Source organism: Pseudoteredinibacter isoporae, assembly GCF_011602085.1.
Lineage (GTDB): Bacteria > Pseudomonadota > Gammaproteobacteria > Pseudomonadales > Cellvibrionaceae > Pseudoteredinibacter > Pseudoteredinibacter isoporae.
Genome location: NZ_JAAONY010000002.1, coordinates 44755 through 69290 on the forward strand (window position 1 = coordinate 44755; position 24536 = coordinate 69290).

The 24536-nt window shown below is 50.0% G+C and carries 15 protein-coding genes; 4 read left to right on the plus strand and 11 right to left on the minus strand.

Annotated elements, in window-relative coordinates; all coding sequences use genetic code 11:
- Positions 1-80 precede the first annotated feature (80 nt).
- Positions 81-968 (minus strand): LysR substrate-binding domain-containing protein, encoded by an 888-nt coding sequence (locus G8768_RS08960; protein WP_184679370.1) that lies wholly within the window; start codon positions 966-968, stop codon positions 81-83.
- A gap of 171 nt (positions 969-1139) precedes the next feature.
- On the opposite strand from G8768_RS08960, the gene G8768_RS08965 reads away from it, so the two are divergent.
- From G8768_RS08965 to G8768_RS08975, 3 genes are all read left to right on the plus strand, one after another.
- Positions 1140-1721: an FMN-dependent NADH-azoreductase gene (locus G8768_RS08965; protein WP_166844107.1), complete on the plus strand. Its 582-nt coding sequence runs from the start codon at positions 1140-1142 to the stop codon at positions 1719-1721.
- Positions 1722-2122: 401 nt separating this feature from the next.
- The gene (gene modA, locus G8768_RS08970) at positions 2123-2878 is read left to right on the plus strand and encodes a molybdate ABC transporter substrate-binding protein (RefSeq protein WP_166844109.1); all 756 of its coding nucleotides are present in this window, start codon (positions 2123-2125) and stop codon (positions 2876-2878) included.
- The gene (locus tag G8768_RS08975) at positions 2879-3061 is read left to right on the plus strand and encodes a hypothetical protein (protein WP_166844111.1); all 183 of its coding nucleotides are present in this window, start codon (positions 2879-2881) and stop codon (positions 3059-3061) included.
- Positions 3062-3166: 105 nt separating this feature from the next.
- Here G8768_RS08975 and nfuA read toward each other — a convergent pair whose 3' ends face one another.
- Positions 3167-3766: a Fe-S biogenesis protein NfuA gene (gene nfuA / locus G8768_RS08980; RefSeq protein ID WP_166844113.1), complete on the minus strand. Its 600-nt coding sequence runs from the start codon at positions 3764-3766 to the stop codon at positions 3167-3169.
- A 308-nt stretch (positions 3767-4074) separates the two neighbouring features.
- Between nfuA and metH the strand changes: the two genes are divergently transcribed.
- Positions 4075-7770 (plus strand): methionine synthase, encoded by a 3696-nt coding sequence (gene metH / locus G8768_RS08985; protein ID WP_166844115.1) that lies wholly within the window; start codon positions 4075-4077, stop codon positions 7768-7770.
- Between the two features lie 70 nt (positions 7771-7840).
- On the opposite strand, the gene G8768_RS08990 is transcribed toward metH, so the two are convergent.
- From G8768_RS08990 to G8768_RS09030, 9 genes are all read right to left on the minus strand, one after another.
- Positions 7841-8725, minus strand: coding sequence for an FHA domain-containing protein (locus tag G8768_RS08990; protein ID WP_166844117.1), 885 nt, complete (start codon positions 8723-8725; stop codon positions 7841-7843).
- 228 nt (positions 8726-8953) lie between these two features.
- Positions 8954-9967, minus strand: a complete 1014-nt coding sequence (locus tag G8768_RS08995) for a protein phosphatase 2C domain-containing protein (protein WP_166844119.1) — start codon at positions 9965-9967, stop codon at positions 8954-8956.
- Between the two features lie 12 nt (positions 9968-9979).
- Positions 9980-11290: a multiheme c-type cytochrome gene (locus G8768_RS09000; RefSeq protein WP_166844122.1), complete on the minus strand. Its 1311-nt coding sequence runs from the start codon at positions 11288-11290 to the stop codon at positions 9980-9982.
- 2 nt (positions 11291-11292) lie between these two features.
- Positions 11293-15057: an LVIVD repeat-containing protein gene (locus tag G8768_RS09005; RefSeq protein ID WP_243749469.1), complete on the minus strand. Its 3765-nt coding sequence runs from the start codon at positions 15055-15057 to the stop codon at positions 11293-11295.
- Between the two features lie 78 nt (positions 15058-15135).
- On the minus strand, positions 15136-17067 hold the full coding sequence (locus G8768_RS09010) for a hypothetical protein (protein ID WP_166844125.1): 1932 nt from the start codon (positions 17065-17067) through the stop codon (positions 15136-15138).
- A 12-nt stretch (positions 17068-17079) separates the two neighbouring features.
- Entirely contained in the window at positions 17080-19095 is a 2016-nt protein-coding gene (locus tag G8768_RS09015; protein WP_166844127.1) for a heme-binding protein, read from the minus strand.
- Positions 19092-20831 carry a cytochrome c3 family protein gene (locus G8768_RS09020; protein ID WP_166844129.1) on the minus strand — a complete coding sequence of 580 codons (1740 nt, stop codon included), beginning with the start codon at positions 20829-20831 and terminating at the stop codon, positions 19092-19094. The genes G8768_RS09015 and G8768_RS09020 overlap by 4 nt, the downstream gene beginning before the upstream one ends.
- A gap of 3 nt (positions 20832-20834) precedes the next feature.
- Positions 20835-21725 (minus strand): hypothetical protein, encoded by an 891-nt coding sequence (locus G8768_RS09025; protein ID WP_166844131.1) that lies wholly within the window; start codon positions 21723-21725, stop codon positions 20835-20837.
- Between the two features lie 43 nt (positions 21726-21768).
- The gene (locus G8768_RS09030; RefSeq protein WP_166844133.1) at positions 21769-24393 is read right to left on the minus strand and encodes a cyclic nucleotide-binding domain-containing protein; all 2625 of its coding nucleotides are present in this window, start codon (positions 24391-24393) and stop codon (positions 21769-21771) included.
- Positions 24394-24536 lie beyond the last annotated feature (143 nt).

Below are 24536 nucleotides of genomic sequence, written 5' to 3' on the forward strand. Positions count from 1 at the left end.
GTGTATTTTAATTTGCTGTGCCTTTGATTAAGGATGCCTGACTCTCAACAAGAACAAGTAAAGATTTCTGCTCGAAAAAATCATTTATTCTGCAACAAACGCCGACACAACTCCTGCAAACCTTTCCCCCGGTTGCTGATCTTCCAGGCCAGATAATGTTGTGTCTGTAATGGCTCATTCGACAACGTCAATAAACGTCCGCTTTCCAAGTGCTGTGCCGCTCTGTGCAACGGCACAAAACCTATGCCGATGCCGGCCAAAATGGCTTCCACTTTTTGCTCAATGGTTTGCACATAGAAACGTCGCCCTTCATTGCCAAGCCCTGCCGAACGGGCGACATCGACAACTGATGTGTCGTGTAAAACAACTCTTCGCAGCTCGGATTGCTGCAATTTCAATGCTTCAGGATCACCGGCCAAATGGGAACAGGGGTGGCACTCGGCAATAACCTCTAGCAGTGAATCTGTTCCCAAAGGCTCAGCGCGAAGACCCTGATTTACAGGGATTGGACCTGGCCCCGCAACCAGCAAATCGACCTGCCCCTGGATCAAAGCGTCCCAGCCACCATTCAATACTGATTCCCGGATATCAATTTCCATGCTGGGGTGCTCAGCGAGGAACTCCGCCACAATACGGAAGAACTCTGGGTAGACCTGCAACGCCTCTACAGCGATACGCAAACGCGGCTCCCAGCCCGTAGCGACTTCTTTTGCCCTGTTCACGAGGTCATTCCCGGCCGTCAACAAATGCCTCCCCTCTTCAAGTAGCAGACGCCCTGCTGGCGTAAGGACCGAGCGGCGACCCTCGCGGCGGTAGATCACGATATCGAGCTGTTCTTCGAGCTTCTGGATCGTGTAGGAAACCGCGGAAGTCACCCGATCAAGTTCTTCGGCGGCTTTTGCAAAACTGCCCCGTCGCTCAATGGCATCCAGAACTTCCAGCACCTCGAGATTCAATATTGGCTTCATAGTGATCAACCGTTCAGTATTTTTGAACTTTTTATACAGAATACAGGCCTTTTTCACAAGCCAGCAAGCCGTAGAATACTCATCAACAGCCGGAAATAGCCTAAAACAGGCCAATAAATAAAAGATTTATTAATCCAACTATTTTGATACTTAAACAAGGGTAAACAGACAATGACGATTTTACATATCGACAGCAGCGCACAGCTCGATAACTCCAACAGCCGCCAGTTGGGCCAATACCTGGTTCAAAAGCTGGCTCAGACGGCCGTACACCGTGATTTGGCACAGAAGCCACCGCTAGTGCCGAGCGCAGAAGATCTGATGGACTTCAAGGATGGGAAGACAGCGCCACGCGACAGTCTGGAGGCTTACTATCAACAATCCGAGGAATTCATCCTCGAACTTAAAGCCGCCGATGTTTTGGTCATTGGCGCGGGTATGTACAACTTCAGTGTGCCGGCGTACCTGAAGCTGTGGATTGATGCCATTTGCCGTGCAGGTGAAACCTTCCGCTACACCTCTGAAGGCCCCGAAGGTCTGAGTGGAATTAAAACCGCTTACATCATCACCGCCACCGGTGGCACCCCGGTTGGCAGCCCTTATGATTTTTGCAGCGGCTATTTGGAACAGGTTTGTCGCTTCATTGGCGTGAAAGACATTCATCACATTGACGCCAGCGGCTCCAAAGGCAGCCAGGATGCCATCTTAGCGGCAGGCCGAGAAGACATTGATCAATTGCTGTCCAAACAATAAGCTCAGGCGCGATTGCTACGAGACAATCACTATTGATAGAGCCATTAACTTACGGACATTATTGAACAACAGCTAGCGCCGTTGTGTAAAAACCAAACCAAAAAAGTCGTTTGATTCATCAACGACTTTTGCATATCTCCAGTATTTGGCCTAAGTTATTTATTAATTGTGAACACCCTAAGACCCTTGCGCCGCCAGAATTAAAGGCGGCTTTTTTTGGTCTCAAGGTTTTGTCTCAAAAGCCTCCTAAAGCTGCTCGTTTTTTGAGCCACTTTTTCCAACACACTTTTACGATTCCTCCCTTTCTTTGCTGCGAACAAAGTTAGTATTTGTTACCTTATGACGCTTGTATTGCCAGAAAGCGTTAGCCATTTCCCATGATCTTCCTCCGAGTTGTCTGTTTGAGTTTACTTGTTTTGCTTGGTTTTCCGGCCTTTTCCGGGCCTGATGCAACTATTGCTGTGGCATCAAATTTCGCCCAGACTGCTAGAACACTTGGCGCGGAATTTAAAAAGAAAAGCGGTTATGAGTTGCGTTTTGTATTGGGATCCAGTGGAAAAATTGCCGCACAAATTCGTCATGGCGCCCCCTTCGATCTATTTCTCTCAGCTGATCAAGAGCGTCCAATTCAATTGATGGAAGAACAACTGGCGGTAGACAATAGCCGTTTCAGCTATGCGGAAGGTGCCCTTGTTCTTTGGTCTGCGAAAAAAAAATATTCCAGCATCGATGCTCGCTTTCTAGAGCAACAAAAAAAAGAAAACCAGCATCTCAGGCTTGCAATAGCCAATCCAAAACTGGCGCCTTACGGTCGAGCCGCCTTTGCGGTTCTTGGTGATATTCATCAACGACAATTGGTCCAGGGCGAAAACATAGCTCAGGCGTTTCAGTTCACTCGCATCGGGCAGGTTGATGCCGGGTTTATTGCCAAATCTCAATGGCTTCAGCTCCCGGAAGCTCAACGTCAATCCGCCTGGGAAATTCCCCGCCATATGCACCCTGCCATCCTTCAAGATGCCGTGCTACTCAACAGGGCAAAAAACAATGACGCCGCCAAGGCCTTTTGGCAATATTTGCAGAGCCCGGATGCTCACCTTATCATCGAAAAAGACGGATATCTGGCCCCAACAAAAGCAATAAGCCGCAAGGAGTCTTAAGTGTATATCTACCATCTTCACGTGAATAAAGAAGACAGCTACAGCTATGAAGACCAGCTTTTTCGCAACCCGGTAACGATTGGTGAAAAATTGATCATCGAAGGCGAACATTTTGTGGTCGACAATGTTATGCACGATATGGACAGCGGTGAATCCTGGCTGTTTTTAGTGCCGGCCAACTGAGCAAGCTCGAAGAAAAAAGAGAGCTAGGGAATGGATGGAGCCTGCATAAATTTAAAGCGCAGGCCCGACTCTTGAATGGACTTAATACTGATCCAATGAAATAACTTAGTAATAAGCTTGAGAACGATCGCTGTGGTCGGTAATGTCTCGCACACCTGCCAATTCTGGAAGCTTGTCTTTCAACGTGGCTTCAACACCATCTTTCAGAGTCATATCGACTGACGCACAACCCTGACAGCCACCGCCAAAGCGCAGCACAGCGTATTTATCTTCAGTCAGCTCAACCAGACTCACCTCGCCACCATGGGATGCCAGACCCGGATTGATGTCGTTGTACAAAATGTAGTTGATCTTGTCTTCCAGAGGGCTGTCATCGCTGACGTTCGGCATCTTGGAGTTCGGCGCGCGAATAGTCAGCTGGCCACCCATCTTATCCGCCGAGTAATCAACCTTCGCTTCCGCCAGGAAGGGAATTGAACGCCCTTCAAAATGTGCGGTGAAACCCTCAAGAGGTACTGGGATATCGCCCTCCTGCTCTTCACCAGGGCGACAATAGGCAATGCAGGTTTCAGCCTGGGGAGTTCCCGGATTGGAGACAAACATGCGAATGCCAATGCCCTCACAATCCTGTTTTGACAATAGTTCGGCTAAATAGCTTTGCGCAGATGGTGTAAAGTCCACATCTACTACGGGTGTATCACTCATAAATCCAGGCTCTTGCTCTAATACCTTAATATCACGGTCGGTTATTCTAAATCATGATGGCTAATATAAAAACCATTGGCTGCACCTGTGTTTGCTGGATTCAAAGGATGAAATGAGCGATATAAGCGATATAAGCTTAGAAGCGAAAATCTATATCGAAATATTTTGATATAGGTATAATGCCGCACTATATTAATATCGCCATTGGCTTGCCTGAATTCTGTCAATGAGCCATAGCATAGCCACAGTAATACAATACGCTGCGAAGGCCCTGAGAGCCCCAATAAGCAGTCTTAAGGAAACGCAAGATGAGTCAGACCCAACGCCCAGATATACGCCGTGCCCTCGAACAGAGGATTCTTATGCTCGATGGCGGCATGGGAACCATGATTCAGGGCTATAAGCTGCAGGAAGCCGATTATCGCGGCGAGCGCTTTGCTGACTATCATATGGACATTGCCGGTAATAACGACCTCTTATCGATAACGCAGCCGGACATTATCCGCGACATCCACATCGCTTACCTTGAGGCCGGCGCGGATATCATTGAAACCAATACCTTTAACGCCACCCAGATCTCCATGGCGGACTACCAAATGGAGGAATTGGCTTACGAGATCAACCTTGCGTCCGCCAAAGTGGCTCGCGAAGCCGCCGACGCCGTCACCGCACGGAATCCCGAGCGACCCCTTTATGTTGCCGGCGTTATTGGTCCGACCAGCCGCACCTGCTCTATCTCACCCGATGTTAACGATCCGTCCGCACGGAATGTGACCTTTGACCAGTTGGTGGAAAACTATCGCGAATCCGTTTCCGCATTGATGGCCGGTGGCGTTGACCTGATTCTGATCGAAACCATTTTTGACACCCTGAACGCTAAAGCGGCGGTTTTTGCGGTTCAGGAGTATTTTGATGATGTTGGCCAGTCACTGCCCATCATGATTTCCGGCACCATCACCGATGCCTCTGGCCGAACCCTGTCCGGTCAAACCACTGAAGCGTTTTACAATTCCCTTGCTCATGCCAAACCGATCTCTATCGGTTTGAACTGCGCACTGGGTGCGGATGAATTGCGTCCCTATCTGAAAGAACTGTCGCGCGTGGCCAACTGTTATGTATCTGCGCACCCCAACGCCGGATTGCCAAATGAATTTGGTGAGTACGATGAAACTCCGGAAGAAATGGCCGAGGTCGTCGAAGAATTTGCGGCCAGTGGTTTTGTCAACATCATCGGTGGCTGCTGTGGTACCACACCGGCCCATATTCGAGCCATTGAAGAAGCGGTATCCAAGCATCCTGCCCGCAAAATTCCCGAACTTGATGTTGCTTGTCGACTCGCAGGGCTTGAGCCGTTCAATATCGAAAAGAATTCACTGTTTGTAAACGTTGGTGAGCGCTGTAACGTCACCGGCTCGGCTCGATTCAAGCGCCTGATCATTGAAGAAGATTACGATACCGCACTGGAAGTGGCTCAGGAGCAGGTCGAAAACGGCGCACAAATTATTGACATCAACATGGACGAAGGCATGCTCGATGCTGAAGCGGCCATGGTGAAGTTCTTGAACCTGATTGCCAGTGAGCCTGACATTGCCCGCGTGCCTATCATGGTTGACTCTTCCAAATGGGAAGTGATCGAAGCCGGTTTGAAATGCATTCAAGGTAAAGCGGTGGTTAACTCCATCAGTTTGAAAGAAGGCGAAGAAGATTTTATTGCCAAGGCAAAACTCTGTATGCGTTACGGCGCTGCAGTTGTGGTCATGGCCTTTGATACCGAAGGTCAGGCTGACAATCTGGCCAGAAAAATTGAGATCTGTGAACGCAGTTATCGTGTACTGGTTGATAAAGTGGGGTTCCCACCCGAAGACATCATTTTCGACCCGAACATTTTTGCGGTTGCGACCGGTATCGAAGAACACAACAACTATGCCGTAGATTTTATTGAAGCCGCGCAGTGGATTCGCCAAAACCTTCCGCACGCCGGTGTGTCAGGCGGCGTCAGTAACGTGTCCTTCTCCTTCCGGGGCAACAATCCGGTACGAGAAGCCATTCACTCTGTCTTTCTGTACTACGCGATCAAAGCCGGTTTAAACATGGGCATTGTAAACGCCGGTCAGCTTGCGGTTTACGATGATCTTCCTGCTGAATTGAAAGACCGGGTTGAAGACGTCATCCTGAATCGCAATGAAGACGCCACCGAGGCCCTGCTGGATATTGCCGACAAATATCGCGGGGACGGAAGTTCCAGTACCAAGACAGAAAACCTCGAATGGCGTGACTGGCCTGTTTCAAAGCGTTTGGAACATGCGCTGGTTAAAGGCATAAATAACTTTATTGAAGAAGACACCGAAGAAGCTCGCCAGGCAAGCAGCCGTCCACTCGATGTGATTGAAGGCCCTTTGATGGATGGCATGAACGTGGTCGGTGATTTGTTTGGCCAGGGTAAGATGTTTCTGCCTCAAGTTGTTAAATCCGCCCGGGTTATGAAGCAGTCGGTGGCTTATTTGCAGCCTTATATTGAGGCCGAAAAAGATGAAGGCGCTCAAAGTAACGGTCGAATTTTGATGGCCACCGTTAAAGGCGATGTGCACGATATTGGAAAAAATATCGTCGGCGTTGTATTGCAATGCAATAACTTCGAGGTTATCGATCTCGGGGTTATGGTGCCCTGTGAAGACATTTTGAAAACGGCAGTTGAAGAAAACTGCGACATCATCGGTTTGTCTGGATTGATTACTCCATCCCTGGATGAAATGGTCACTGTGGCCAAAGAAATGCAGCGCCAGAATATTCAAAAGCCTCTGTTAATTGGCGGGGCAACCACCTCTAAAGCGCACACGGCGGTTAAAATTGATCCTGAATTTGATCTGGACCAAGTTATTTATGTCGCCGACGCCTCCCGCGCCGTTGGCGTAGCCAGTAAGCTTTTATCCAAAAAAGACAAGGCTCCCTATATCGAAGACATTCAGGCCGAGTACGAAAAAGTTCGCGAGCGTACGGCAAATCGCAAACCTCAGGGTAAAGTCGTTAGCTATGAGGAAAGTAAAAGCCGCGGAATGGAATTGGATTGGGATTCTTTCACACCGGTTAAGCCGAAATTTATCGGCAGCCAGGTGTTTGATGACTATCCATTGGAAGAATTACTGGACACGATCGATTGGACCCCTTTCTTTATTTCCTGGGATCTGGCGGGCAAATACCCCGCTATTCTGGATGATAAAATTGTTGGCGAAGCGGCCCGCTCATTATTCAGCGATGCACAGGCTATGCTGAAAGATCTGGTTGAGAATAAGCGCCTGACAGCAAAAGGCGTCATAGGCCTGTGGCCCGCAAACCAGATCAATAATGAAGACATCGAGTTCAGTAATGGTGAGGGTGAAATACTTGGCTGCATTCATCCTTTACGCCAGCAGACCATTAAAGCGACGCGTGATGTGGCCGAACCTCCACTGACCAGCCTGGCCGATTTTATTGCACCCAAGAGCAGTGGAAAGCAGGATTATATCGGTGGCTTCTGTGTAACCGCCGGTATTGGCGCTGAAGAACTTGCTCAGGAATATGAAGCCAAAGGTGATGACTATTCGGCCATTATGGTAAAGGCTTTGGCTGATCGTCTGGCAGAAGCCTTTGCAGAACATATGCATCAACGCGTGCGCAAGGATTTCTGGGGTTACCAGGCCGATGAAGAACTCAGCAATGAAGAGCTGATTAAAGAGCGTTATCAGGGCATACGCCCTGCCCCAGGCTACCCCGCCTGCCCCGATCACAGTGAAAAAGCTTTCCTCTTCGACTTACTGCAAGCCAAGGAAAATATCGGCGTGGAACTGAGCAGCCACTTTGCCATGACACCGGCAGCTTCCGTATCAGGTTGGTATTTTGCCCACCCGCAAAGTAAATACTTTAACGTAGGCAAAATTCAGGAAGATCAAGTGCAGTCGCTGGCTGAACGAAAAGGCATCACTCAGGACGAAATGGAAAAGTGGATTCGCCCGAACCTGGCGTATTGATCAGAGCATTTCAATGAGCAACAAAAAAGGCCGCAAATGCGGCCTTTTTTGTTGCTCTATTTTAGACATTTTAGAGCAGGAAGGCGGCAGCAGCACCTGCAATAAGCAGCACAGCAAGCACACCAATAATCAGTCCAGTCTTTGAGGAAGACTCGCCAGAAGAAACCGGAGGGGCTTGTTTCGCGGTTGCAGCACCCCCTGACAGGCGAGCTTCAAAAGCAAATTCAACAGAACCCAGGCGAATAATGTCTCCGGATTTCAGAAAGGTAGACAAGCCTTTTTTATCGTTCACAAAGGTGCCATTAGTGGACATCCAATTCACGATTTTCCACAACACACCGTCGTTAACCAATTGGGCATGTTTACCGGAAACGCTACCATCATCGATAACAATATCCACTTCCTCGGAGCGACCCAGATGCCAGATATTGGTGCTCTGATCACCTTGTAACTCATAAATACGACCGCGCACGGCATCGGATAAACCGACGAGGCGAGGAACCTCGCCCAGCGGTGGAATCTCGATACGCCCTGCCATGTAGTCTGAAACCGCTGCTGAGCGCTCGACGTCAAAAACGATTTGAGTTTGAGAAGCGCTTTCCAACCCTTCCCCTTCTGACCAAACGGAGGGAATATCCGCTTCGGCTTCACGCTTGTTCGGTGAAATGACACTGAAGGTATCGGTATCGATAACGATAATGTCACCATCGAACAGGCTGGTTGGAGCGCTTAATTTTTCGCCATTCAGGAAGGTGCCATTGCTGGAGCCTTCATCGTTTAGAATCAAATCACCGGCTTTCAGCTCGATAGAGGCGTGCCGGCGGGAGGCAATATCACTTTTGAGAACGATGTCACAATCTTCGCTGCGACCGAGAATGGTGGATACTCCCAGAGACAGAAGCTCGCCAGTTTGAGGGTTTTTCAATTTACAGTTGTCGCTTGTGCACTCAACCATCGTATTCGACCTTTACTTATTCTCTTACATCCAATACAAACCGTGTAATCTACGATGTCATTATGAAGACTTCATTAATGCGTACATTTACACACTACAGCCTGTCGCGCCTTATCACTCTTTTTATTTTTCAGCGTTTTGCGGCTTTCACGTTGCGCGACATCACCCAGTTAACTCGTCGATATCGATCATCGAGTAGCTTGCTGGGTATCAGTTCTGGCTATTTAATCAGAAGCTAATTATACCCAAATAAACTAATAGCCCAACCGCTCCCAGCAACAAAATCACGACAATCAGGCCAATAAGCCATCCCGGTGTGCCACTACCGACATGATCTTCCAGGGCATCGTAGTCTAACTGACTTTTCGGTTTGACAGCATAGACTTGTGTGGTGGTAAATTCCTCAGTAACGCTTTCACTGCTGGTAATATGCGCGCCATCATTCGGTACGTCCAAGGGGAAATATTCACTGTGGCCAGAGAGGTTGTGGGTTTCCACGATTCGGCATTCAACACGTGCAGCGTCGGGAACCGGCATGTCGTTGGCAACCAGCATGACGGTAATATTGTCTTTACCGCCCGCATCGTAAGAGGCCTGCACCAGCTTCTCACAGCAGCTTTCCAGACCTTCTGCAGCATGATCGTGCAGCAGGCGTGCGATCTCAAAGCCGCCTAATTCATCATTCAGACCATCACTGCAAAGCAACAGCAATTCGCCCTGATACAGATCCCCTTCACAGCTGCCAATATCCAATTCAACCAGCGCCTCAGCTCCCAATGCCTGGGTGACCAGGTTTCGGTCGTTTCGGGTTTTTGCGTCTTCGGCACTGATGATTCCCCGTGACAGCAGGGATTCTACATAGGAATGATCGCGGCTGATCTGCTTTAACTCGTGTCCATCCCAGATATAAGCGCGGCTGTCTCCCACCCAGGACAGGTCAAAACGAGCACCATCGAACTTGGCGGCCACGACTGTGGAACCCATTCCCGCGCCACCACGGCCTTCCAGCACGCCTTTTTTAACTTCCAGGTGAGCATTCGCAACGGCCTGCTCAAGATTGGATTTGCCTTCCTTTAGATCATTCCAGAGCGTCGATACCACAATCGCGCTGGCCACCTCACCTGAAGAATAACCGCCCATGCCATCGGCAACCGCTGCCAAACCGAGTTCGTCATCCGCCAGAAACGAATCCTCGTTTAACTCCCGCCGTCCAGTATGGGTGCATCCTACAATTTTAAGCACTGGCTCACCTCACTAAGGGTACATGGTTGAGAGTAAACGCTGGGCCAAACTGGCAAAGCGGGTTTGCTGGAAGGCTGACTCACTGGCTAAAGAACCATAAAAGCTGTCCATTAAGTTCGCGTATCGCTCACTTTGATCCAAGGCGAGTGTCAAGGTTTCCACAGCAAGGAAAGCCTGTTCAGCACTGGTGTAATCTCGATACTGTCCAGCTGCACTTTTGGTCAAAATGCGCTTACGCAATTCGCTGATTTCATTGCGATTGTAATTTCTAAGCAGCATATCTTCCATGCCAGCGAGTTGATTCAATAATTGCTTGGACGCATTGCGCAATGTTGCAATATCTTTGCGTGAAGCCACATGCAAACCCCGAGACAGCTGCAATAAACCCTGGGCCGCTTCCTGATCGCGAATAAAGCTAATACCAATCAGCATTTGCAGGGCCGAATCATTCAAGCGCAAGTCACCGGGCTTCAAACCCACTTCGATGCTGGTCTGCCGCCAGTTTTTCTTATCCATTGGATGGTGGCAGGCGTGACAGTCATAAAAAGACAGTTCCGGAATTAAACCATTCGCTGTCAGTAAATGGCTGTTGTACAACTCAAGGGTTTGTTTCGCGGTATAGTAAACGCCAGCAACCCACATGGTAACGGATTCAATCTGCCCCTTGCGTTCAAGATAATCTTTATCAACCACGTAGTGTGCAGGTTGGTTGGCGGTAAAGGTTTCCAGTTCAAACGCCAACCTTGGGTGCCCCGCACCCATGATGCGATGGGTGGCAAATTTATCTTTGGTACCAAGATGACAGGACAAACACATTTCAGCTCTGGGCTTGGGAGACTCCGTGGGGTACATCCCAGCTTTTAAATTCTCGGCATGGGTTACGCCTTTTTTATAATGGCTGTCCAACCAGTTTTCACTGCCGCCGTGGCAAGCCTCACAACCAACCCCATCACGGATAACAAACTTGGGGCCGCGTTGGCTTTGGGGCACATTGTCCGCATGACAGTCCAGACAAATATCCGCAGTATGCGCCGAGGCCAAACCAAGGTTTTTGGCCATGCGCTTTGATTCGGCATTAAACAGAATCTTATAGGCCTTGGAGTGCAAGTCTTCGCGACTCCAGGTGCGATATTCATTAAGCAAGGCATAGGAGTTGGCATCCGGTGCCGGTTTGCCGTGGCAAACACTGGAAGCGCAGGTCGCAACCCCCATGTGTTTATGGGGCCCGGTAATGGTATTTTTCTCAGCCATTACCGAGCTACTGCTTCCAAGGACCAGAAGGCCAAAGAGATATACGGGCAGTCTTAACATACTTATTTTCATGCTTAATCTTCTTTGTCTTTTACCGTCCAGACTTTGCCGGATTTGTCTTTATACAGCTTGTTGATTTCTTCTTTATTCAATGGTCTTGAACCACGACGACCGAACACCGCCACCTGACCACCGCTTTCATCCACTGCACGATCACGTTCCAGTGCGCGGGACAAGCCCAATGCAGGTTTATCCGTTTGATAATGGGCAATCAAGTGCGGATTCGGTTTCGGACTAAAACCATAAAATTTCGGCTGAATCTCCGGAGAAGTCAGCTGGAGAACCTTCATACCACCGGCACCATCGGCAATATAGGCAAACAAAGAAGCGTTGGTGCTGGCAACCACAACATCCTGGGAATCCACCAGCTTGCCACCCGCATTAAACATTTGCTCAACTTTCATCGCTTTGGGTTTTTCGATATCGATGATCGCCAAGCCTTCACGCCCTGCCGCTACGTATGCATAGGTACGTGCAATAAAGACTTTCTGAGCATCGGCCAACGGAATCGTGTTATTGGCGACCACACTGGCTTTTTCAGGGTCGGTAATATCAATGACTTTTAGGCCGTCGGCATCTGTAACAAACAGATAACGGAACTGCACTGCGGATGCACGACCATCGTTCAGTGGCGTAACCGAAACCAATTTCGGGCTCATTGGCTGATCGATATCTACGATAACTAATCCGGCATCCGCCATGATGTAGAGGTAATGGCCACCGATACTGATATGGCGTGCACCTTTGAGAATGCCTTTCTCATTCCAGGTCAAAGCACGTTCCAGAAAGTTGTTGCGTGGCTCGCCGTCTGCCAGGGTATCGACGTTCACCAGAATCAAACCTTCTTCCGAATCAGTCACAAACAGATAGTGATACAGCGGATGCATGGGTTGTTCCATATTGGTGACGCGCATCAGCTCACCCACATTACGCGCAGGTGCCACCGGCTGAGTGGTTGGCATCAAAATACAAGTCGCGTTTTTACTTGGAACGTTCGGATTATGACCCAGCGGACTGAATGGTGCAGAAATGATTCGCTGCGATACTCCTTTGTTGTCGATCGACGCAATATCAAACACGCGCATCCCCTGTTTACCCGCAGCGGTAAAGAGGTATTCTCCACGCATTTGCAAACAGGCACTGCGACCGGAACTGTGCTTGTAACCGTTCGCCAATTTCTGGCCCGCATCCTGATGGGCTTTATACCAATCCGGATAGGCGTATTTGTGCAGATAACTGCCGCGAACCGCCTGAGGTTCATCCCACTCGGTAACTTCAACGCCCACCACTTCACCGTCGCCACCTACCCAGGCAAAGCGGCCGACGAAATCAATAAACTTGGTGCCTACGCCCAAGGTCTGGGTGAAGATCGCGTTATTATCTTCGGTGTTCGCCAAGTGGCAATCACTGCAGGTTTTGGTTTCTGTTTTACGCACCGTATGCGGGAAATGCGGATTAATCGCCTGTGAGCTGAAGCCACTGGACGACACAGGGGGCTGCTGAATATAAATGCGTTCGCGGTTTGAATTGGTTGAAGACAACACCAACGCCGAGGTCGAACGAATCGGTGCGTACTTGCCACCCTTATGCTGTTCACGTTTACCAATCATAAAGATCTGGTCACGGGAAACCTGTGGATTATAAGTCGCGTAGTTTCGCGTTTCGCCGCCTTCATAATGATGGCGATCAGTTTTGGCGTTCGCCTCAATCGGCAAGTGACAACCACCACAACTTGTTGTCCAGGCCGTGTGACAGGTATAGCACTCCATATTTTCATAGGTATGTGCACGTTGATCTTCCGGCACATCTTCGCCCCAGTTTTGCTTCGTCGTATCTTTCGACATCAACTTCGCACGAGCGGCTTTTTCGTTATAGCCAGGATGCCCCTTGCTCACACTGTCTTTAACCAGACTCAATTCCCATTCCAAGCCTGGCGTCACCAGTGAACGTTGAATCAACTTGCCATCCATCCACTCGAAGCGAAGTTGCCCGTCCGGGTTACGCAACACAGACAGGTCTGCACCCTTACCCAGTTTTGCCGGGCCAGAGGTTAACAAGTTCGGATAACGGTCTGCACTGCCGTGACAGTCGATACAAGCGATCTCAACAGCGGCCGCAACCTCACCATAAATGTGTCCGTTGCCGTGGTTATCCTGAGAAAAGTGGCAGTCGGAACAATGCATACCGACGTCCGCGTGGATGGACGACATATGAACGGCTTTCTTAAACTTGTCCGGATCTTCGTCAGAAACAATATTGTTTTCTGCATCCAGTAAATTACCTTTGCGGTCGCGCTTGAAGATGGCACGGAAGTTCCAGCCGTGACCGTGATAGTCAGCAAACTGGGTATCGTTCAATTCGGAATTCAGGGACGACACTTCTTTCAGGAATTCTACGTCCGCCCACTTTCCGCGAGGCGCCGCACCTTCCGGGTTGCGATCCAGAACTTTGCGCTTCATGGCCTCGGATGGGTATTGCTGTTCCTCTGGCCACATGGCCGGCGCATCCGATTCATAATCCCACATGGTGTAACCGAGATAGGTATTCATAAACATATTCGGCTGGTGCATGTGGCAAATCATGCATTGGCTGCTCGGTACAGCTCGGCTGAACTGGTGTGTGAGCGGATGGCCAGACTCATCTTTCGGAATCGTCGGATCGACCGTTTGGGTCTTACCCGTGTGACCAAACTTCGCATAAGGGCCGGAGTGTTTCGGATCACGGTCGTTGGCATAGACCACGTGACAGGAAGTACAGCCCGAATGACGATAATCACCCGGCTGATCATTTGTGCCCATAAACCACAGGAACGGGTCATTCAATCGGGTTTTGTGGATATTAATCAGAGGCACAGAAATACGCGCACCGGTGCCCGGGCCTCGGTTTGACTGACGGAAATCCGGGCGCCCCGGCTCTTCCAATCGCTGAATTAATCCCAGGCTATTCGGGATACCCGTTTCTGGAAACAGGTTAGTAATGTTTCGACCACCACGTTCAAACACACGGAAAATATCGCCAGGTTGAACCGTTTCCCAATTCGGTAGTGGATACAGTGCAGCAACAATACCTTTGGCCGCCATTTCAGGAGTGACTTCTGTAGGCCCTTTCAAGCCGGTTGCTTCGCCTTCACGGCTGTAGGACTCACCCAAGAGATATTGCTTAAAAGGCAAAATACCGTTGTTATAGGAAGCCCCACCCCACAGCATGGCGCCGGTTGCGTGCAAGCTGCGTTCGGACGCCAAAATAATGTTCATGTGACAGGCGCCGCAGGACTCGCGAGCCACGCGCAAATCACCCGGGTTAATAAAACGAATAAATTCCGGGGCTTCTTTATTCAGCAAGGTATAGGTGCGCTCCGGGTTCGCGGAGCTTGGGTAGTTCCACAGATCCGGGTAGCGAGGCAAAACATGGGCTTGTTCGCGCAGACGCGCATAGGCTTCATCACCCGGACTTTCCTGCTGACGCACGATACTGGAATCACCACCATGACAATCTACGCAAGCCAACTGAATAGCCGGATTATTGTGCATGTTTTTACTGTCAGACTCGGTATGGCAACTGACACAGCCTTCGTTTTTCTGTGTAACCAGTTCCGGGCTTTGTGAGGCGGGCGCATTCGCCGCCGTAACATAATCACGCTCAACCGGTTTGGGACCGCCAACCGCCCAAACGATAGAGGGAAGCAACAGCAAACTGAAAGCCAGAAGGCACTTGGTCAGGCGCCTCTTGACCGAATTATCCGGGTTGAAAACAGTTTTTGCGCACATGGCTTTATCCATTCCCATCACTTAATCACTTTTTCCTTGCTGTTCACAAGCAACTTTCGGCTTGCTTGGCTCTCTATACGGAGCGTTGAATTAATAGGTCAACACCAGGTTGAACAATAATGAATGTTGGGTTTCATCACCAAACAGTTGCTCAAAACCTTTGCCGGGCAGCAGCGCTGCGTAGGAAAGGCGTGCAACAATGTTTTGACTCATAAACGGGCGATAGATAAGGGACAGCGACACATCGGTCCCGATCGACTCATCGACATTTGCCTGCTGCCTTGCAACTTCCAAAACTTCCGTTTGATCAAACCACAACTGATTCACATTCACCGAAGCGCGCAGCTCCGGCAGTATGTCAAAGTCTGCACCGGCACCAATTAAACGAACCCCGGGATTGGTGAAGTTCGACTGGCCGTGTTCTTTGGACGCTCGCAGATTATTCAATAAACCATTACGCGTCGATAACGTTACCTTACCGCCAGCAACCAACGGTACGCCCTGCCTCAACCAATAGCTGGTATCAGCACCGGCAAACTGCGGATTTTCAAAAATCGCATCAAAACCGTTTTCTTCGTCATCGAAGGGGTTATCGTCGCCAGAAGCCCATAAAAATGAACCCCTCAGGCGAATCCAGTCAAAGTCCGCACCCACTTCAGCAGCGGCAAAAAAGGAACGAATATCGGTTCGCTGACTAACAAAAGGACCACGATTCTGCTCACCCAATGCGGCGTACAAAGAGTGGGTCAAATTGATACGCCCAAAGTGGCCGTCCGAGCTGAAGCCCAGATAGGTCACGTCGTAATTACGGAAACGCTCAAAGCCCAAAGAGGCCGGACGCTGGATAATGTCATTCACATCGTAGAAAAATTCGTCTTCCCGATTGCGATTGTGCACGATGGAAAATTGGGAGAAGTGACCCAGGGCAATCAGATCCTGCCAGATGACATTGGCAATAAAAACATCGTCTTCACGCGGTGCTTTACCAATATCATTCAAGCCGCTGTTGGTGTCTTTTTCCAAACGACGGAACCAGGCCAGATTGTATTGAATTCGGTTATTGTCCCGAATACCAAACAGGCGAACACCCAGTTGGTTATCCTGAAACAGGAAGCCCCGGAAATCATTATTGAAGGGCTGAATACCAACGCGAATACTGTCAAAGTCGTAGTTATCTGACACATTGCGCAAATGCACATCAATAAAGGCACCCTGGATACCGACAAAGCTGTCGTCCCGTCGGACCCCGCGCTCAGGGTTGGCGTTAATGGCTGCGAGTTCATTCACCACCGTGTGGTTAAAGTTGAACACAGGAATAAAACGGAACTCATAATCGGGTGGACGGAAGACGGTGTCGCCTTTGTAATACACGAATTCCATTGCCACCTGCTGGATAACCGAATGCTGTTCGGTGTTGCCCAACAAATCAATATCACCAGTATCGGCAGTCGTTTGCAGCCCCACAGGGGTTACAACCTTGCGGCCTTCGTATATCGTGTCGGAAATAATGCCCAGATTGAAAAACCAATCATCATGCAGGGGCACGTCGCCCTTTAAGGTGTTTCGGTTGTAAGGGTCCCACCAGTTATCGGTGTAACCAATAGCCTCCACGATGCGCCAACGATCGGGAAAAACGATACTGTCTTCAAAGTCACTGACACGTGGGCGTGGAACCGGCGATTCTTCAACATCTTCACGCAATACGGTGAAGGTTTGCTCTTCTTTTAATCGAGCGTCATTAACAGCACCGGGTGCGCGGCGTCTTGGCTTTCCATCAACCACCGTTTCAACAATTTTATCGTCTGCATCCGGTAATTGACTGCAGTCCACCTGTCCGCCCGGACGGCGGCGACGTTTCGCCTTATTGGCCGCCTGCGCAGCTTCGCATTCCTGTCGGGTTTGCTGTGCCTGTGCATGGCTCGTGCTGGCAAACGGTAACTGCAATACCGTTGATACAACCAGCGAGCAAACCGCTGTCTGAGCTATAGCAAAACCAAGATTGCGCGTTCGGTTCCTTGCCATCGTCTCTATCCCCTACTTTCCTGCGCAAACATTTTGTTCATCACTGCCAATAAATGGCGTTTGAGGACAACTGATGTAGCGCAGACGTGTGCCTTTCGGCGTCAGTGTATCGGCCCGGATTTCCGGTGGTGCATTGTTAAAACTGCCGTTCATTTTCTCAGCCGCACGATGGACACCCAGGAAAGCAATCATGTCATCCTGATCTACACCATCACCGGAAATTCCAATACCGCCGACCAGAGTATTGCCTTTATAAATAGGCACACTGCCCGGGAAAATCTGAATGCCGTTGGCAACATTGTTTCCGGCACTACTTGCCGTTCCACCAAACGGAACACCGACACAATTCGGACCAACATCTTCTGCTTGCAATCCGGCGACGTGTAATAAATGGCTGACCACGGCATTCATTGCCAAATCCAGTTGCAGTCCGGTTGAAAACGGGCTCCACTCGCCTGCCGGCTTACTCAGTGGCCCTGGAGGCGCATTATCAATACCGTCTGGATAAAACGGTCTGGACAGGTTACCGCCAGCCCGGTCTGAAAACGCGATGCCATTACGCAACGCTGAACTGTCTTCCAGAAAATCCGCCAGCGCTTGCACATAGTTGGCAATATCGATTTCACGTTTGGGACTCAAATCCGGATTCAAATATTGGGTCAGCGGAAGGTTTTGTAGGAAATCCGCCGCACCGGTAGAAGAAAAGAACGCCGCTGTACGGGCTTTCTGTAAAGACACATCGGCACCGAAAATAGGCGCATCGCGTGTCCGCGCCATACCGAGCACATCGCCATTGGCATCCACCACTGAAATAGTTACCCTCGCCTGGGTACTCAGTGGGCGGCGAATCTGTGCCCGCGCTTGATTGGCTACGCCCAGGGCTTCATCGATAATGGCCTGTACTTCTTCGGCACTTAACTCGGTGCCTGCGGTTGGAGGAAACCGGTCTTGCCCGGCGGCATCCACAAACACAAACGCGTCACGACCGGGATACGTTGTGGTATCCGCACGAATCCCGGAATCGGCCTGGCCAAAAGCTCGGCCATCACGCAATGGGACATCGAGATAATCCGGTACAGTGATGTATTGACCATCACTCGCGGTTAATGCTGCCGCACCACCTGGGGTCGCCGTCAGTTGACTGTATTCCACATCGCTGTAGCGCAACACCTTGCCATCAACGGTGATTCGATCTCCGCGACGATCAACAGGCGCTTCAAAACCCACCGTCGCGGCCAGCGCGATGAGTTCATCCTGATCCATATCGGAATCAGTGATGACTTTATCAATGGTGTAAATAAAATCACCCGCAATTACGCCTACGCCACCGACCGGTACATTATCTTTGTACAGGGGAAAACCACCGGGGTCGGCAGACAAACCCAATGGAGATTGCTTGGGGCCAATGCCTGGAACCGAGTTATCGAGCGTAAAATCCGAGCAGGCAAACTGACTGAACTGTACACCAAATAATGGGCCGGCCGGTTGGACTCGTTCGCCCGGGTTAAAGTGTTCCTGAACAATCTGGTTCGCTACGCGGCTGCTGAAAGCATTGCCTTCGGTTGACAGATAAGCTCCGGTAATCGCTTTTGAAATAGCAGCGAGTGCATCAGCACCTACAGCAAGGGGCAGCTCAATGTTTTCCAGGCCGCCGTCAATATCACTTGGTCCAGTATTATTCGTGGAGATCAGCAGCGATTTACTGGTATCGATGTCCGCCGTGCGGTACACCGCGAGCACATTGCCGACTCGATCTACAACCGCAATAGTAGCCGCAACGCCCAATGCTTTGGCTTCTGCAACAGCCTGCTGGACAACAACTTCGACTTCAGCACTGCGCAGGAACGAGTCAGCCGTAGCACAGCCACCCTCGCACACAACCGGTGGCGGAGGGGGTGGTGGCGTTGGGGTTCCCTGATTGGGCGCGGTACCGGATCCCCCGCCGCCACCGCCACAGCTTAACAAGCTGAGAGAGGCAGCGGCCAAGAGCCATTGTTTAAGACTGAATCCTTTACGGCTTAATCTCATGGTGTTTTTTGCTCCAACACAGCAGGCATTTGTTTTACCCAAATCGCCTGGTTTCCTGGTATGTGGTAATTGTGGCAGGCCACACAATCAAGTGGCGCAGCGTGCTCGGCTTGATCGTCGTGACATTGCAAACAGTTCTCGCGACCTGGAATAAGAATGTCATGGCTTTCTGCAGACTCCCCCGCCTTATGGCAGTCCTGACAGATTTCATCCACCGGCGCATCACGCAACAACAAATGCGTTGCATGGTTAAAGCGGCCCTGGGAATACCAATCGTTATTGAGTTTGACGGGTTTGACCGTCCAGAAGCTATCTGCCGAAGGCTTCCCATCGATCTGTCGGGCCTCGGTTTTCTCAACTTCGTGGCAAGTAATACAACCGATCTTGGTGAACTGATTTTCCAGCTCCAGTGCCGCGCGCTCGCGTCCGCAATCCAAAGCGCCTTTTTGGCAACGTTCCAGATCACGACGTTTGCCGGGTACGCGGCGCACATGATCAATGCCTTCTACGCCGGAATCCGGATCCGCAAACATACGAATGTAATATTCTTCCAGCGTTTGTTTTACTAACAATGGAGAACCATGGGGCAATTGGCGAGTGGGTTCTGCATCGTCAAAACCCAAACCGTGACAGTCTCGGCACATGCCTTCCATGGTAATGGGTTCAAAGTGTTCTTTATCGGCACTCAAGACATGACAAGACTTACATTCCAAAGCTTCGCCGCTCTCTTGGCTTTGAACTTTGTCCACGTCCAAATGCAAATCGTGGGGAAACTTCAATTGGGAGTTTTCTTTCAACTCCGAGCTGTATGGAATACGCGACAGCTCCCACTTGAAGCCATCAAAGCCCAACAAGCCCAAACGAAATTCAGGGTGTGTTTTTTCATTGAAGCCCGACACATTCGCAACCGAATCTTCCGCGTTTACATTGCCGAGATTGGCAATATTACCGTGGCAATCTACACAAAGAGATTGATCTTTAATGATAATGGTTGCCGGCTCGTTATGTTCCTTGTGACAGCTGCCGCAACGGTATTCTTCGAAGGCTGGGATTGCGGGATGTTTTGAGTGAACATGTTGTTCAGTGTTGCTGTGACAAGACAAGCAAGCCTGATCCTGAACCATTTCAAAGGGTTTCGCGTGGCAACTGGTGCAATCGTCACCAATGGCCGGAATGCGATGGGCCGGTATCAAGGGACCACTCGACCAATGTTTATCTGTTGGAATGCCAACTTTGGCCAGAGTCTTTCGAGCGTCGCTGTCATACATCGACCACAAAGGAAAACCCAGGGCAAACACCAGCACCAACGCCGACACGATATAAGCCAGGCTGCGATTGTAGCCCAGGCCCTTTAAATCGGTTTTAAAACGTTGCTTGGTGGAGTGTTTTACTTCGGCATCGATTTCAAATTCGAGTGCACAGGCAAAACCGGCAGGTGGTGAAACCAACTCTACACTGTGCCGACCGATTGTAAGCTTCTGCCCTATTTTCAGGACGCCCTTACTCAGCGGTTGACCGTCCAGTTCAACACGGCAGTTTTTAGCACACTCAAATTTTGCGGACTGGTTATCGATCGCAGTTATCACAAGATGTTTAGCTGCGACATCTTCACCGGCCAGCTGTACCAGTTGGCCCTCGCCGGAGCCAATCTGTATCGCCGACGACTCGAGCTGGCTATCGTTTTGATCGATAACCTTGTTCCCGGTCTTTCTTGTTTGTCGTATTAAATAAAGCATGGCTTACCAGTATAAAAAAACGGTCACAATGTGGATGATCAGGGCCACAATTAAAATAATTGTTGTTGGAATATGAAACAGCAACCAGACTTTCAATCTGGCCTGCAAACTGATTTCCCGTCTGATGCGGTTCAACAGCTCACGGCGGCGGCCGAAAATGTACAGGATGTCCTGCAGATCCTGGGCCTCCTGTTTTTTACTGACATTGGGAATACGCTTGGCAATATAGTCAATCGCCGCCTGTTGATTGTGGTTGTCCACCACAGTGGTGCGACTCTGATTGTCTTCTGATGCGCTCAGCTCAACTTTTGAATTGTCCTGCCCCTTCAGTTGACTCCACAGACCACCACCAAGACTGGTACGGGCGATTGCACTGTTGATCAGGGTTTGAATGTCGGTGTTACAGCGTGAGGCAATGTCCTTGCCCTGCTGATCGAGATCATCCAACTCGGCAAAGCGTTGATCGAGGCTCTGGTTACTGCGATTTTGGGAAAGTTTGTCCGGGAAACGCAAATAGGCGTACAAACCATAGAAGCCGCTGAAAATGACAATGCACATCAGCACATAGGCCAGCGTGTGCACATTCCAACCAAACTGAAAGGCACAGTGCAGAGTGGCGATAATCAAAAGACTGGTGCCCAGATAAATATGCGCCGAGGTCCAACCCTGAACGGTACCCATTGTCGAAGAGTAACGACGTTTGCGCACACCGAGGTATGCCAGCCATACAATCAGCAAGGCACCTACCGTGCCCAGTACATAACCCTGCCAGGTTCCACCATTAGGTGGGCGCCAGCCTTCCTGACTGAAATAGATCGCTGTCGAACTAATCAATAAAAACAGCGCCAACCAAAAATAGCGCCCGCCTTTATACTCTAATATATTGTTATACATAGCTGTTTCTTAGTTCTTCTTATTACCAGTTTGATTGCTCATATTAAGGAGCGATCAATTCAACAAACTGTTCAGGGTTGAGGCGCTCAACCGCACCCACCGGACAAGAACGCACGCAAGCAGGCCCGCCTTTCTGACCAACACAGGCATCGCATTTGACGGCTTTTTTGCCTTTATCCAGCGCTTCGCTGGAAGGTTGATAAGCCGGGTCCTGGCCTGGGCCATTGCCGCGACCGAACAACATCCATTGCAACAAGCCAGGTTTCTTCGGTGCATCGTAAGCCAGCTTAATGACATCGTACGGACAATTGGTTTCACAGTTACCGCAACCAATGCAGCTGTTATCGATAAAGACTTCGCCAGTCACTGCACGGTGAATAGCATTGGCCGGGCAATCCTTCATACAGTGGGGCATTTCGCAATGGCGACAGGAAATCGCAACATTGATATGTCCGTAGCGCTGGCCTGATTTACGATCCAGGCGACTGATACCGCCGTGGGTTTCTGCGCAGGCTTTTTCACAGTTATCACAGCCAACACAGAGCTTTTCATCAATGATCAGTGCACTGGTTGACTCACCCAGGCCCTCGCCCATCAGGAAGGAGATCATCGACCCACCCTCAGGCAATGATTCCATCTGGTTTGAAATCTTGAGTTTTTCGCTGGTTGCCGCCTGAATATCGTGAACGCGCTCGGGATCTTGCTTCAATAACGCGAGGAATTCCTTCTGTTTGATCAGCAGCGCCTCTACACGCACGGTGGCCCGGGCCGATTCCCTCCGTGTTTTGTCACCCATCAACGCCATCTGGCCAATCATCTGGCCTGACTGGGCCTGACCGATCACGACAGATCTCTCACTGCGCTCGCGCTGCAGGCTGACGGTACCGCTGCGAATGAGATAGAGGCAATCGCCTTCATCGCCTTCCTGATACAAATAATCGCCGGCGTTAAAGGTTTTGGTTTCGGTATTCTGGGCAATATCACGCAGATCCGCCGTATCGGCATCGGGTGCAAAATACTGTTGCAGGAAGCGCACCACGAATATCCAGTCAATCCCTCCAAGAATTTCTTCATTGGAGTTCATTAACTTCACCATGGTGCGACGCGGAGTTTCAATCAGAATGGTATCGTCACCCGCGATGGCATTACCCACTCTTGGACGGCCAGATAATAAACTCATCTCACCGAAGAACTGCCCGGGTTTTATGATCTGGCGATGTTGGCCGTCTGCAGATTCCAGTATGACTTCACCTTCTACCACGGTCAGGAAGGTATTGCTGTAATCCCCATGACGATAAATATAATCACCCGCCTTAATCAGCTTGGTAATTTTAGGGCTCGCCGGTGGCGTTTCGCGTTCGGCCTTGCTGACTTTTTTACCCTTCTGTTCCAGCTTGGCGATACGCTGTTCTTTCTTCTCTTTGAGTTCGGCAAACCGGGTATCTTTTACTTGGTCAGCCTGAAGTTTAAGCTGGGAAAGAATGTCTTCGTCCGCCTGGGATACCAAAATATCACTTTCAATAACCAACTCTCTAAACGCGAGCGTATTCATACGACGGAACATAGGAATACGTTGTTGATAAAGGCTTAGAATTTCCTCGACATCACTGACATAAGGCAGCATTTTAAGCTGCAAATCGAGAATGGGGTGATCTGCCGGCTTAACTTCATTACCCCGAATGTATTCGACAACATCGTAGCCCTGGTTCATCGCCTGTTTGATCAGCGGGTAGCCACCCAGAGCGCCAATCACGTAAATCCCTTTAACATTGGATTCGTAGCGACCACTCAGTTCAGGAATCGCGTCGGGCTTATCGCTTGGAAATTCAATACCGCAGGATTCGATAAACTTTCTTGGAGGAATGGCGCCAAGGCGCGCAATGATTCGGTGACAGGGGATATCCACTTCACCCTCTGGGGTATCCAATGTCAGCACCCCGGCTTGCCCTGCGGTATCCGGCAGCGCTAAGCGTGCGACCGAAGAGCGATAATAGCAGTCAAAATCCAAATTTTTATCGTTAATCGCCGCAAGCACGGCATTCAAGTTACCCTCTTTCGCCCGGCTGAATTCCTCTCGCCGGTTGATAATATAAACTTTGTTTTGTTTCGCGAGGCCCAGGGCATTTTCAATGGCGGCGTCACCAGCGCCCACCACCACAATGGTTTCGTCTTTGTATTCATCAGGATCATCAAGCTGGTACTGAACAAAATCCGAATCGTCACCGCTAACCCCAAGCTTACGAGGGTTACCCTGCATACCAATCGCCAGAATGATATTTTTCGCCTGAATGCTCTCGCCGCCCGCGAAGCCGATGGTGAAGTTCCCGGCCTCACCACTGATAGAGGTCACTTCCGACTGATAGCGAATGTTGATTTCTTTTTCTTTAATCCCTTCGTCCCAGCTGTTCAGGATTTCTTCTCGCTTACCCGAAGTAAACTCAATCGGACTGCGCAGATCGAGAAAACCGGGCTCGTCCATTACATGCTTGCCTTTCTGATAACGATAAATCGTTTTGGCAGCGTGTTTGAAACCTTCCAAAAGGATGTGAGTGTAGGGATGATTGGGGTCGTTTTTACGAGCTTGCTGATCATATTCAGCCGCTCTTGCCGCCGCACTAAGCCCTGCGGGCCCAGAACCGATTACGGCTATCTCGTAAATATCAGACATGGAAGCCTTTCCTTATCAGCCTAATGCGTAATGGCTATTATTCTCATTCGGCCAAGCACACCTTAAGTACATCGAGAACAAATAGCGAAGCGACTCGATAAACAAAAACCACAAGCACAAAACGTCTATGCTTACGGCAATCT

What these genes read in the sequence shown, in the direction of transcription:
- G8768_RS08960 (WP_184679370.1), bottom strand. Translation starts at nt 968, where the DNA reads ATGAAGCCAATATTGAATCTCGAGGTGCTGGAAGTTCTGGATGCCATT.
- G8768_RS08965 (WP_166844107.1), top strand. Translation starts at nt 1,140, where the DNA reads ATGACGATTTTACATATCGACAGCAGCGCACAGCTCGATAACTCCAAC.
- nfuA (WP_166844113.1), bottom strand. Translation starts at nt 3,766, where the DNA reads ATGAGTGATACACCCGTAGTAGATGTGGACTTTACACCATCTGCGCAA.
- metH (WP_166844115.1), top strand. Translation starts at nt 4,075, where the DNA reads ATGAGTCAGACCCAACGCCCAGATATACGCCGTGCCCTCGAACAGAGG.
- G8768_RS08990 (WP_166844117.1), bottom strand. Translation starts at nt 8,725, where the DNA reads ATGGTTGAGTGCACAAGCGACAACTGTAAATTGAAAAACCCTCAAACT.
- G8768_RS09000 (WP_166844122.1), bottom strand. Translation starts at nt 11,290, where the DNA reads ATGAAAATAAGTATGTTAAGACTGCCCGTATATCTCTTTGGCCTTCTG.
- G8768_RS09005 (WP_243749469.1), bottom strand. Translation starts at nt 15,057, where the DNA reads ATGGATAAAGCCATGTGCGCAAAAACTGTTTTCAACCCGGATAATTCG.
- G8768_RS09010 (WP_166844125.1), bottom strand. Translation starts at nt 17,067, where the DNA reads ATGGCAAGGAACCGAACGCGCAATCTTGGTTTTGCTATAGCTCAGACA.
- G8768_RS09015 (WP_166844127.1), bottom strand. Translation starts at nt 19,095, where the DNA reads ATGAGATTAAGCCGTAAAGGATTCAGTCTTAAACAATGGCTCTTGGCC.
- G8768_RS09020 (WP_166844129.1), bottom strand. Translation starts at nt 20,831, where the DNA reads ATGCTTTATTTAATACGACAAACAAGAAAGACCGGGAACAAGGTTATC.
- G8768_RS09025 (WP_166844131.1), bottom strand. Translation starts at nt 21,725, where the DNA reads ATGTATAACAATATATTAGAGTATAAAGGCGGGCGCTATTTTTGGTTG.
- G8768_RS09030 (WP_166844133.1), bottom strand. Translation starts at nt 24,393, where the DNA reads ATGTCTGATATTTACGAGATAGCCGTAATCGGTTCTGGGCCCGCAGGG.